The organism is Actinomadura geliboluensis (assembly GCF_005889745.1).
GTDB lineage: Bacteria > Actinomycetota > Actinomycetes > Streptosporangiales > Streptosporangiaceae > Spirillospora > Spirillospora geliboluensis.
Window position 1 is genome coordinate 18548 of the sequence record NZ_VCKZ01000006.1, and the last position, 11988, is coordinate 30535.

Genomic DNA, 11988 nt, shown 5'->3' on the forward strand with positions numbered 1-11988 from the left:
AGGGTGGCGCGGGTTGTCCAACCGGTGGTGGGGGCCGCGGTCCGACTTCACGTGGGAGGAGGACGCGCTCCGGCACATCCGCGAGCGGATGCCGGAGACGGAGCCGTTCCGGGCGTGGCAGACGTTCCAGTTCACGGCTCGTTCCGGCCACGTTCCCCAGGTCGACCTGCTGATCGCGACGCGCGCCGGACTGTTCCTGGTGGAGATCAAGAGCCATCCGGGGCGGGCCGTCAACAGTGGGAGCACCTGGATCATCCACGGTGATGACCGGACGCGGTCGTTCGAGAATCCGCTGTTCGCCACCGACCTGAAGTGCAAGCAGCTCGTCGAGCAACTGAAGTGGGCCCGCGACCAGTTCCCCGGCATGCGGAACCTGCGCATCCCGTTCGTCCGGCCGGCGGTGTTCCTGTCGGCGCCCGACCTGCGCTGCATGTTCGACGAACCGCAGAAGGTGAACGTCTACGGCCGGGACGGTCTGGAGGACCAGACCGGTCTGCCCGGCATCTGGACCGGCCTGCTCGGCGGTGCCGCCCGCAGTCCCCGCGACGTGGTGGACCCGGCGTTCTCACGGCAGCTGCACAAGCTCCTCACCAAGATCGGCATCTCGGGGCTGCGCAAGCACCGGAAGGTGGGGCCGTTCGAGCTGGCGCCGCAGTCGTTCGACGCGGGCCCCACCTGGGAGGACTTCCTCGCCGAGAACACCGCGCTGCCGGGCGACCAGCCGCGCCGCATCCGCGTCTACCTCTCGGAGCTGAGCGCCGACAGGGAGATGCGCGAATCGACGCGCCGGGCCGCCCGCCGCGAGTACATGGCGTTGCAAGGCATCCAACACGAGGGCATCGTCCAGGCAGAGCAGTTCAGCGACGAGCACGAGGCCGGCCCGGCGGTCATCTTCCGGCACGGCGCGGGCTGGACGCGGCTGGACCACTTCGTCGCCGAGCGCGGGCCCGACATCCCGATCGAGACTCGGGTGGAGATGGTGCGGCAGCTCGCCGAGGCCCTCGACCACGCGCACCGCCGCCACCTGTTCCACCGGGCCCTCGCGGCCCGCAGCGTGTACGTGGAGATGGACGGGAACTATCCGCGGCTGCGGATCTGCGACTGGCAGGTGTCGGCGCGGCCGGACTCGGGCTCGTCGGGACGCCCCGCCGCGCTCGCCGGCGGCACGACCCTCGCGGGGTCCGCAGGCGGCGCCTCGCTGGCCGCGCACTTGGAGAAGTCGTCGGGCCCCTATCTCGCCCCGGAGTTCGGCAACGCCGACGCGCAGGGCACACCGCTCGACGTGTTCGGGCTGGGTGCGCTCACGTACCTCATCCTGACGGCGCGTCCGCCGGCGCGTGACCGGGCGGCCCTCGCCGCGCACCTGACGAGCCGCCAGGCGCTCGTGCCGTCCGCCGTGTCGGACGACGTCACCCCGACGATGGACGAGCTGGTCCGCAGAGCGACCGCCGTGATGCCGGTGGACCGGCACGAGACCGTCCGCGACTTCCTCGACGACCTGGAGGAGGTCGAGGAGGAGATCACCGCGCCCGACGAGTCGGACGTCCCCGACCTGCTCGATGCCGTGAAGGGCTCGATGGTGCAGGGCTGGCGGGTCGTGCGGCTCCTCGGGAAGGGGTCGACGGCGAAGGCGCTGCTGGTGGAGAAGGACGGCCACGAGCAGGTCTTCAAGGTCGCGCTGAACGAGTCGAGCCGGGAGCGGCTGGAGCACGAGGCCGCGCAACTCCGGCGGCTGGAGCGGAGCGGGCCGAACATCGTCCGGTGGATCAGCGGCCCGATGGAGGTCGGGCCGCGGCATGTCCTGGTGCTGGAGCAGGCCGGGCAGCAGACGCTGTCGCAGTTCCTCCGCAGCCAGGGCCGGCTGACGGTCGACGACCTGCAGAGCCTCGGCGGCCACCTGTTCCGCGCTGTCGGATACCTGGCGGAGGAGGGCGTCTGGCACCGCGACATCAAGCCGGACAACCTGGCGATCAAGGAGCTGCCGAAGAAGGGCCGCCGGCTGGTCCTGTTTGACTTCTCCCTCGCTGGAGCCGCGGCCCGCGACACCGGGGTGGGCACACCGCCGTACCTGGACCCGTTCCTCGGCACCGACCGCCGCCCCGAGTACGACGACGCGGCCGAGCGGTACGCGATGGCGGTGACGCTGCACGAGATGTCCAGCACCGAGCTTCCGTCGTGGGGGGACGGCGTCGCCGCGCCGAATCTGCTCGACGCGAGCGAGGAGGTGCCGCAGCTGGCCGAGGACAGTTTCGATCCGCTGCTGCGCGAGCGCCTCGTCGCGTTCTTCCGCAAGGCGCTGCACCGCGACGCCGCGCAGCGGCACGCGTCGCTGGCGGAGATGGAGTTCGCGTGGCAGGGCGTGTTCCAGGGCTTGGACGAGACGGCCCCGCACACCGTCCACCCCCCGGCCGCCCCGGAGCAGGAGGCGGCGGTGCCCACCGTGCGGGCCGACACGCTCCTCACGGTCGCCGGGCTCACGAAACGGGCGCTGTCGACCGCGCTTCAGCAGCTTGAGGTGACGACGGTCGGGGAGCTGAGCAAGGTCCCGTCCATGCGGATCCAGCGGCTCCGCGGCGTGGGCCTGGGCCCGCGCAACGAGCTGGTGAAGCGGGCGCGGGAGTGGCGGCGGCAGCTCGCGATCGCCGAGCGGACCGGGGAGTCCGGACGCGCCGCCACCGCCGCGACGGACCCCCGCGCGCTGAACCTCGACGAGGTGGCCGAGCAGCTCGTCCCCAAGGTCAACGGACGCAACACCACCGAGATCCGGGTGATCCGGGTGGTGCTCGGCCTGCCGGACGACGGGGAGCCCGCGCCCCTCCCCCAGTGGTCGTCGCAGGCGGCGGTGGCGAAGGAGGTCGACCTCAGCCAGCCGCATGTCGCGCGGCTCCTCGGCGCGGCCCGCAACCGGTGGATCAAGAGCGTCCCCGCCGTCACCGCGCTGCGCGCCACGGTGCTGGAGCTGCTCCAGGCGCACGGCAGGGTGATGGAGGCCGACAGGCTGGCCGCCGCGCTGCTCGCCGACCGGGGTTCGGAACTGGACGAGCCCGCGGCCCGCCGCGCGCTCGCCGGGGCGTGCCTGCGTGCCGCCATGGAGGCCGAGGAGCATCTGGAGAACCCCCGGCTGGCCCGCCGCCGCGCCGGCGACCGGGTCGTCATCGCCGCGGTGGCCGAAGACGACCCGTCAGCGCCGACGGAGGAGGAGCTGCTCGACTACGCCGTCGAGCTCGGACACCGCGCCGACAAGGTGGTGGACCTGCCCGACGCGGCGCCGCTGCCGGGGACGAAGGCGGTCCTGGAGGCGCTGAACGGCGTCCCGCGCCCGGACGGCATGCCGCCGCTGTCGGATCTGGATCTGGTGTCGCTGGCCGCGGACGCGTCCCGCAACGCCGCGATGACGGCGCGGCTGGAGCTGTATCCGCGCGATCTCGCGCCCCGCAAGGCGCTCCAGCTCGCGCAGGCCGCGAGCTACCTCGGGCCGCCCGGCCTGCGCCCCCGGGAGCTGCGCGAGCGCGTTCTCGCGCGGTTCCCGGAGCTGGCGTCGCTGCCGGAGCCGGACGAGCTGCGCGGCGTCCTGAAACGCGAACTCGGCATCACCGTCCATGTCACGCGCGGGCCGGACGGCGACAACCGCTACGTCCTGCCGAGCAGGTCCCTGCTCACCCCGCTGAGCGGACGCGGCAAGCCGGGCCGGACGACCAGGCTCGGCACCGCGTCACCGAGCGCGGAGACGTGGGACCGCCTCGAAGGCGCCGCCGAGCAGGGCGGCTTCCTCGCCGTGAAGGCGTGGATGGACGAGGCCACGTCAGTGCTCGGCGTGCTGACCACCATGGCCGAGGTCACCTCGGTCAATGTCGCCCGGACGTTCCTGACCACGCTCCGCGCCATCGTCGACGAACGCGGCAAGCCTCGCTGGGAGACGGTGCTCGCTGCGGACTCCCCCGACGCCTCCCCCACCGCCCGCGTCGGCTTCGAAAAACTCGTCGCCGAAGTCTGGGAACGGTTCGAGGCGGAGGTGCGCGCCGCACCCGGCACGGTGCTGCTGCACGACGCGACCCCCCTCGCCCGGTACAAGGGTGGTATGGAGTTGCTGACCCGCCTCAAGCTCGGCGCGCAGGCCCCCGACGAGGGGCCGCACGGGCTGTGGCTGTTCTGCCCGATGAACGACCCCAACACCGAGGCCGCGCTCGACCACACGGTCGTCCGCGCCATGGGTGAGAACGAGCAGCTCGCCGTCCCCGGCGGGTTCGCGCTGCAAGACACGAGGAGTGCTTCATGATCGACCCGGACGCCCTGCTCAACGACTTGAAGCCGCAGGTCAGGGCGCTGGAGAACGATCTACGCGACCGCGCCGGCGAGGAGCGGTTCGACGTGCCGCTGCGCGCGGAGTGGGACAAGGCCGTCCGCCGCAACCGCACGGCCGCGACGTACGAGACGTGGCTGGAGGACCAGGTCACCCAGTCCGCCGTCGCCTGGGTGCTGAGCACGGTCTTCCTGCGCTTCTGCGAGGACAACCGGCTCATCGACGACGTCTTCCTCTCCGGCCGGGGCGAGCGCCTCGACCTGGCGAAGGAGAGGCAGCAGCACTTCTTCGAGCAGCCGGAGCACGCCAGCGAGACCGACCGGGAGTGGATCGTCGAGGGGCTCGACGCCATGTCCAAGGCGTCGCCCGTCGCCGCCGGGCTGTTCGACCGCAACCACAACCCCATGTGGCGGATCACGCCGTCCCTGGAGGGGGCGAAGGCCCTCATCGACTTCTGGCGCCGGAGCCGTCCCGCCCTGCCCGAAGAAGGGTTGGAGGTCGCGACCGTTCCCGTTCACGACTTCACCGACCCGAAGTGGAACACCCGCTTCCTCGGCAACCTGTACCAGGACCTCTCCGAGCACGCGAAGAAGAAGTACGCGCTCCTCCAGACCCCCGAGTTCGTGGAGGAGTTCATCCTCAGCCTGACGCTGGACGAGGCCATCAACGAGTTCGGCCTCGACCCCGAGCCGCCCGAAGCCTGCCCGGAGGAGCTGAACCTGCCGCGCGGGCTGCGGGTCATCGACCCGACATGCGGTTCCGGTCACTTCCTCCTCGGCGCGTTCGAGCACCTCGTGGAGAAGCTCCAGGCCGCCCGCCCCTACGACGACAAGTGGGACATCGTCCAGCGCGCCCTGTACTCGGTGCACGGCGTCGACAAGAACCCGTTCGCGGTCGCCATCGCACGCTTCCGCATGCTCATCGCCGCCATGCAGGCCGGCGAGGTCAAGCGGTTGAAGGACGCTCCGGACTTCGCACTCAACATCGCCGTAGGAGACTCCCTCATCCACGGCCGAGGCGGACCGGAGTTGGACCAGGGCCGCTGGGAGTTCGACGAGAACGGCGAGCTTGCCGAGCCTGAGCCCGTCTTCACGTACGCGACGGAGGACATCGGCGACTACGCCAAGACGGTCGACCTGCTGGGCGTCGGCAGCTACCACGTTGTTGTCGGCAACCCGCCCTACATCACCGTCAAGGACAAGACAGAGAATGAGAATTACCGCGTCTACAAGAGCTGCTCAGGAAAATATGCACTCTCCGTTCCATTTGCAGAACGCTTTTTCCAGCTAGCCATCCGAGCCAGCCGAGACCATCGAGGCGCAGGACACATTGGACAGATTACCGCCAATTCATTTATGAAGCGAGAATTTGGCAAGAAGCTTATCGAGGAATTTTTCCCAACCATTAGACTCACCCATGTCATCGACACGTCGGGCGCCTACATTCCGGGACACGGCACTCCAACAATCATCCTTGTCGGACGTCGCACCTTTCCGCGCAACGAATCAATCCGAGCTGTCCTCGGGATTCGCGGCGAGTCGACACAGCCCAACAATCCGGCTGACGGACGTGTATGGCAAGCCATCGTCAAGCAGATTAATGAGCCAAACACAAGTAGCGATTGGGTGAGCGCCGTCGACCTCTCTCCAGAAGCTCTCAGACAACACCCGTGGAGCATGAGCGGCGGCGGGGCAGCAGAACTAATCCAAAAACTCGAACAATCCACAGATAAACTCGAAAGCAAACTCGCGCGCGCTATCGGACCCGCCAGCTTCCCAGGCCAGGACGAAGCGTTCATTCTTTCTTCCTCCTGGTTTGCTCGCCACTCACTCCCATCCCATCTAGAGCGCCCACTCGTAATCGGTGAAGTTGTTCGTGATTGGAACGAACACTGCGACGCACGCGCACTTACCCCGTATGACACAGAACACCGTGCCATTACCCTTGATATGCAGAGCTCATGGGGCAGACATCTATGGACGGTGCGAACTACTCTTGGGGCTACTATTGGCTTCGGCGGAGTAACAAGATTCCAAGCTGGTGAGGATTGGTGGACTTGGTACAGGTGGATCCCGGAGCGCTATCAAATACCAATGTCTATCACCTTCGCTTTCGTTGCCACTCACAATCATTTCGCGCTAGACCGAGGAGGAAATGTCTTCAATAGGTCTGCGCCAGTAGTTACTCTTGCCGAGGGAGCCACCGAGGAAGGTCATCTCGAACTACTAGGCCTATTGAACAGCTCAACCGCTTGCTTCTGGCTCAAAATGGTCAGCCAGGCAAAAGGCGGCACAGACAATTCAAGCGGTGGCGGAAATCGATGGACGCCGGAAGCGTGGATAGACCGTTACGAGTTCACCGGCACAAAGCTCCAAAACCTCCCACTTCCCCATGAGCTTCCCTTGGACCTCGGCAAACGACTAGACCACCTAGCACAAAGCTTGGCAAGGTCGACACCTTCGGCCTTGTGCGCACGAGAAAAGCCAACTGGGGCAGCTCTCGAGAGGGCCTACAAGCAATGGACTCGCGATCGCGGCCGCATGCTAGCACTTCAAGAGGAATTGGACTGGGAGGTGTACCAGCTCTACGGGTTGTTGGACCAGAAAGAGGCGTCGAAGCTGGTTTCGGCACCGCATCTTCCGTACGAGATCGATCTTGGCGAACGGGCATTCGAGATCGTGCTGGCGCGAAGGATGGCGGCCGGTGAAGTCGACACACAGTGGTTTGAGCGACATGGGTCTACGCCAGTCACGGAAGTTCCTCAGCACTGGCCAGAGGATTATAGGCGGGTGGTCGAGAAGCGAATCGAGGTCATCGAGAAGCGGCCTCAGACCATCGGGCTGATCGAGCGGCCGGAGTACAAGCGGCGTTGGGTGTCCGAGCCTTGGGAGAAAATGGAGAAGGACGCTCTTCGGAACTGGTTGCTGGATCGGTGCGAGACGCGCGAGTTGTGGTTCTCGGCCGATGAAATCGGCCAAGCGCGGCCCAGGATGATGACGGTCGGTCGGCTGGCCGACCTACTCCAGGATGATGCCGACTTCGTGTCAGTGGCTCGGCTGTACGCGGGTGAGGATGTCGAGCTGATCGACGTGCTCAAGGACATCCTGGACGCTGAGCATGTGCCGTTCATCCCGGCATACCGCTACAAGGACTCTGGGCTGCGCAAGCGCGCACAGTGGGAAGAGACCTGGCGGTTGCAGCGGCTGGAGGATGAAACCGGGGAGCGGCTCGATATTAAGGTGCCGCCGAAGTACACGGGTGCCGACTTCATCAAACACTCGTACTGGCGAAATCGCGGGAAGTTGGATGTGCCCAAGGAGCGGTTCATCTCCTATCCCGGTGCGAGCCCGGACGGGGACGACACGCTGTTGCTCGGGTGGGCTGGTTGGGATCACGCTCAGCAGGCCCATGCGCTCGTGACGCTCATTGAGGAGCGGACGACGCGGGACGGATGGGAGCTTGAGCGGCTCATGCCCTTGCTTGCTGGGCTGGACGAAGTCCTGCCCTGGGTTAAGCAGTGGCACAGCGAGGTGGATCCGGAGACCGGATTGAGCCCGGCCGTCGCCTACGAGGGCTACCTTCAGGAGCAGGTGGAGAAGTATCCCGGGTTGTCTCGGGAGGAGTTGGCCAAGTGGCGGCCTCCGAAGAAGACCCGAGGGCGGGGCACTCGCAAGAAGAAGGCGGACGAGTAGGCGATCGACCGGGCTCATCGGTCCGCTACCTCAAGAAGCCTCTGGCGGAGGACGAAGCCGTCAGTGGCCCAGATGAACATGTCGTCGCCTTTGACCGCCATCCATAGGGGACGAGCAGGGTCGGCGATGATGCCGAACGTAGGAAACTCTCGTCTCAGTTCGGCAAGGTAGGCGGCCGGGTCAAGCTGCCATGCTCCGTTGCTTGCGGCCTTCATCCTGGGGCGCCCAAGTAGCTCTTGATCATGACTAGGGCGTCGGTGATGCGCTCGCTCTCGGCGATGGGCTGCTGCCAGGACGTGAAGAACCAGTAGCGCCCCTCGTCCCTTTCGTGTGGTCGACATGTAATCGTGTCGCCTGAGACTCCCCTCGCTCCGCAGACGCTCCGCGCAGTCGAGGTCAGGTTGCGGACGACCAGCCCGCCGGCCACGTACTGAACTGTGAAGCTGTGCGCCATCAGGTGCATACCCAATGCCTTGAGCCGCACGTACGACTCGACGGCCGGGGACTCGTGCTCAGGAACGTTCACCGCACCTCCTCAAGGACTCGGCGAGTGCGATCCGCTCGGACAGTCGTGTCTGGGCGTCGCAGAGCAACCACAGTTCGTCCGAGTTGACCGCCTGTACCTCGTCCAGACACCCGTTAAGGAGCTGGTAGTCGGTCAGCTTGGCGAGGCGGCGCGCGATGAACCTGTCGCTGTCCAACCGCTCACATTGCCAATCGGACATAGACGGCATTTGCCGCAAGGTCATGGGATTACTCAATACCAGCCTCTTTGCCATGTAGGGGACCTCGTTGTCTCTGGTTGCGGCGAAAAGCTTGCGACCAGCCTCACAGTCCGAGTAAAAGAGAGCTAGTGACCGTTCCACACTGGCAGTCAAGCCGAGCCAAGATCACCTACACCACTCCCCCTGGTGTACTCCCCCGGAGGCCCCAATGAGTGAGAATCAAGCTCGCACCTTTTTCGGCAGCGAACTTCGCCGTAAGCGCGAGGATGCTGGCCTGACAGGCAAACAGCTCGCTGACGCACTCGGCTGCACTCCGCAATGGATCAGCACCATGGAGAGCGGGCGCAAGGTATCCGAGCAGAGTGCCCTCGATCTCGACACGTACTTCAAGACGGGCGGCCACTTCCACCGCTTGTGGAAGCTTGTCAACGACGTTGAACTCAAGACCACCCTGCCTCCTGGATTCAACGAGTACGCCGAGCAGGAGATGAATGCGAGCTCCCTTCGCGCCTTTTCCGGGTCGCTCATCAACGGCCTCTTCCAGACCGAAGAGTACGCGCGTGCCGTCATGGGCCGGATGATGGGCGACCGAGTAACAGAACTGGTCGCAAAGCGAATGGCTCGCCAGACAATCCTGACGCGGGACAACCCTCCGCTGGTATGGCTCACGATCGATGAAGCGATCTTGCACCGCGTGATTGGGTCCCCAGAGATCATGCGCGGGCAACTCGAAGCGCTCCTCGCGACGTCAGAGCGACCGGGAACGGTGCTAGAAGTCATGCCGTTCCACTGCGGTTACCACGCGGGACTCGGCGGCGAATTCACGATCTTGGGGTTCCCTGACGGGAGCAGCGCGGCTTACACCGAGTCTGCTGGGGTTGGAACATTGATCCAGAAACCTGACCAAGTTGCAGACTTCGTCGTACGCTGGGACTCACTCAGAGGCTACGCGCTCTCTATCCCAGAGTCGCGAGCCGCGGTAAAGGCAGCGATGGAGAGACTATGAACAACTGGCAGACCGTCCGGTGGCGTAAGAGCAGCTACAGCGACCACCAGGGGGGAAACTGCATAGAGGTCGCGTGCCTCGCCCCCGTGATCAGCGTCCGTGACTCCAAGGATCCGGATGGGCCGAAGCTGACCTTCAGCGTTGCCGCGTGGTCCGCCTTCGCTCGGTCGGTCAAGGACAGCGAGCACGATCTGGCCTGACATCCCCCGTTCGGCCCGGGAGCCTTCGGCCGCCTGCCGGCCGAAGGCTTCGCCTCGTCCTCGGCCCCGAAAGGTGGGGAGTCAGGCAGCGCGGGAATCCACCGCGAGGTCGAGCGCCTCGTTTATCTGCTACCCCCGTGACCGCTATCGGTCGGCGTCACCGCGAATCGCCTTGACGAGACGCCAGACGGCGCTCGATGGATTGGGCGGCGGGCCGTCGCCTTCATGCAGCTTCCGCGCCCGTGCGCAGGCAGGTTCGAGACCCTCCTTGAAGTCCTCGAACCGGGTGGCGGATTTCGACCAGCCCGGCCGAAGTTCCTTGAGTGTCCGCTCTGCCTCCCGCGCGAACTGGAACGGCCCTCTGTGGTCCTTCAGGTGCAGGATGAGCCAGAGCTCGAACGACGGGGACGAGGGCGCGATCCTCACGTCCGTCCCCCGAGCCTCGTCGAGTATGTCGCCGACAAGGCGGTCATCCAGCTCCGTGTCGAGCACGCACCATATCTCGTCATAATCATCCGCGCGGCGTCGTTTCGCCTCCCGAACTATCGCCACATGGTCGCAATCCGGCGCATCAACATCCAGTTGCGGACCTGTGCGGGTACGCATGCCCGTGAAGTAATGCTTCTCAGTCTTACCCTCGCACAGGATCAGGAGGCTACGGCGCTCGCGCCGCGATCCTCCCGCACGGCGGCGCAGGTCGGTCTGCGTACTGAACGCTCGCGGCGGACGCCCGGCACGCTTACGACTCTGCTGAGCCATCGCCGATGTCCTCTCGAGCGGCCAGCGCCGCAGCGAACAACTCGTCATCGATCAGAGGCACGGCTCCGTAACGGCCCGCGAGATAGCGACGTTCACGGTTCTCTTCGCTCCGAGGCTTGAAATCCGAGATGGGGAAGAGCTCCGTGGCTCCGCATTCGTCCTTCTCTGTGAACCAGATATGATCACGGAGAAGAACCTCCTCACCCTGTATCCTGCCCAGAAGCGATACATCATGACTGGTGAAGATCAATTGCGCTCCGCGCGTGTTGATTTGCGGATCCCGGAAGAGCTTGATGACCTGCGCGGCCAGGAAGGGGTGCAGGCTGGAGTCCAATTCATCCACCACGAACGGGGACCCGAGATCAAGGGCCCTGAACGCGGCGCGCCCCAGCCGGAACAGGAACTGTGTACCGGTCGACTGCTCCGACAGCGCAAAGGTGGCCTTCCCGTCCATCCCCCGATGCTGAAAGTGGGGACGTTTCCTGCGGGCCGGAGGATCACCCTCACCTCGCCATACTCTCTTTACCCGCGCCTCATACTCGGCATCGCTTTCAGCGACCATCGCAGCGCCGACGATGCCCGTGTCCGCCGCACGCAGCAGATCAGTAAGGCGCTCGACGTCACCAGCGGGTGACGTCATCGACGCAAAACCGAATTCTCTACTGTTAGTTCGCCATGCGATGCGTTGGAACCAGGCGTATACCCGCTGCACGTCTTCCTGTTTGGAGCGTGCCGCCAGTGAAAGAAAAAGCACGTTGGGTTCCGTCAACTCCGCGGCCTGGCGCAGCCCCTTTGCCGAATGCTCACCGTATGAGAAATCTTCGCCTCGCCGATGGAATATGGTCCGCGGCTTCTTCCGTGGATAGCTGTACATCCACTCTTCGACGATGCGTTCATCATCCAGGGAGAAACCGTAGGTGTGACGTACTCCATCAATCTGAACATCAACGGCGAAGCTGGACGGCTCGGACAGCATCGCTTCGTCCAGTGCGAACGGATGGCGCTTGATGCCGGCGCCCGGCTCATGCTCCCTGAACGACCAGCGCACCAGGTAGGCCATGTACTGCAGCGCGTCGAGCACGTTGGACTTGCCGGACGCGTTCGCGCCGAAGATCCCCGCCACCGGCAGGGCCGCCCAGGGCTCGTCCTCGGAATGATCGGCCGAGTAGACGGGGGTGAGCAGCAACTGCTGCTCGTCTCGGAGCGATCGATGGTTCGCCGCGCGGAAACTCAGCAGCATCGGTCACCATCCCTCCACTTTCATCGGGTTACAGCCCGATGTGTGCGGAAAACCCGCACAGTCGCA

8 protein-coding genes are annotated in these 11988 nt (G+C 65.5%); 4 read left to right on the forward strand and 4 right to left on the reverse strand.

Annotation, left to right across the window (positions count from 1 at the left end; genetic code table 11):
- Positions 1-13 precede the first annotated feature (13 nt).
- A complete protein-coding gene (pglW, locus tag ETD96_RS02065) occupies positions 14-4276 on the forward strand; it encodes a BREX system serine/threonine kinase PglW (protein ID WP_171068810.1) in 4263 nt (1420 codons plus the stop codon).
- On the forward strand, positions 4273-7992 hold the full coding sequence (gene pglX / locus ETD96_RS02070; RefSeq protein WP_138633093.1) for a BREX-2 system adenine-specific DNA-methyltransferase PglX: 3720 nt from the start codon (positions 4273-4275) through the stop codon (positions 7990-7992). Before pglW ends, pglX begins: the two co-directional genes overlap by 4 nt.
- Before the next feature lie 211 nt (positions 7993-8203).
- Here the strand turns inward: pglX and ETD96_RS02075 are convergent, their stop codons facing one another.
- Together ETD96_RS02075 and ETD96_RS02080 are read right to left on the reverse strand one after the other, a co-directional pair.
- Entirely contained in the window at positions 8204-8518 is a 315-nt protein-coding gene (locus ETD96_RS02075; RefSeq protein ID WP_138633096.1) for a hypothetical protein, read from the reverse strand.
- On the reverse strand, positions 8505-8771 hold the full coding sequence (locus ETD96_RS02080; protein WP_138633099.1) for a hypothetical protein: 267 nt from the start codon (positions 8769-8771) through the stop codon (positions 8505-8507). Before ETD96_RS02080 ends, ETD96_RS02075 begins: the two co-directional genes overlap by 14 nt.
- 154 nt (positions 8772-8925) lie before the next feature.
- Here ETD96_RS02080 and ETD96_RS02085 point away from each other — a divergent pair, with 154 nt between their 5' ends.
- The gene (locus ETD96_RS02085) at positions 8926-9723 is read left to right on the forward strand and encodes a helix-turn-helix domain-containing protein (protein WP_138633102.1); all 798 of its coding nucleotides are present in this window, start codon (positions 8926-8928) and stop codon (positions 9721-9723) included.
- Positions 9720-9923: a DUF397 domain-containing protein gene (locus ETD96_RS02090; protein WP_138633105.1), complete on the forward strand. Its 204-nt coding sequence runs from the start codon at positions 9720-9722 to the stop codon at positions 9921-9923. Before ETD96_RS02085 ends, ETD96_RS02090 begins: the two co-directional genes overlap by 4 nt.
- Positions 9924-10067: 144 nt before the next feature.
- On the opposite strand, the gene ETD96_RS02095 is transcribed toward ETD96_RS02090, so the two are convergent.
- On the reverse strand, positions 10068-10682 hold the full coding sequence (locus ETD96_RS02095) for an RloB family protein (RefSeq protein ID WP_171068811.1): 615 nt from the start codon (positions 10680-10682) through the stop codon (positions 10068-10070).
- Positions 10663-11922: an AAA family ATPase gene (locus ETD96_RS02100; RefSeq protein ID WP_138633111.1), complete on the reverse strand. Its 1260-nt coding sequence runs from the start codon at positions 11920-11922 to the stop codon at positions 10663-10665. Before ETD96_RS02100 ends, ETD96_RS02095 begins: the two co-directional genes overlap by 20 nt.
- Positions 11923-11988: the final 66 nt, after the last annotated feature.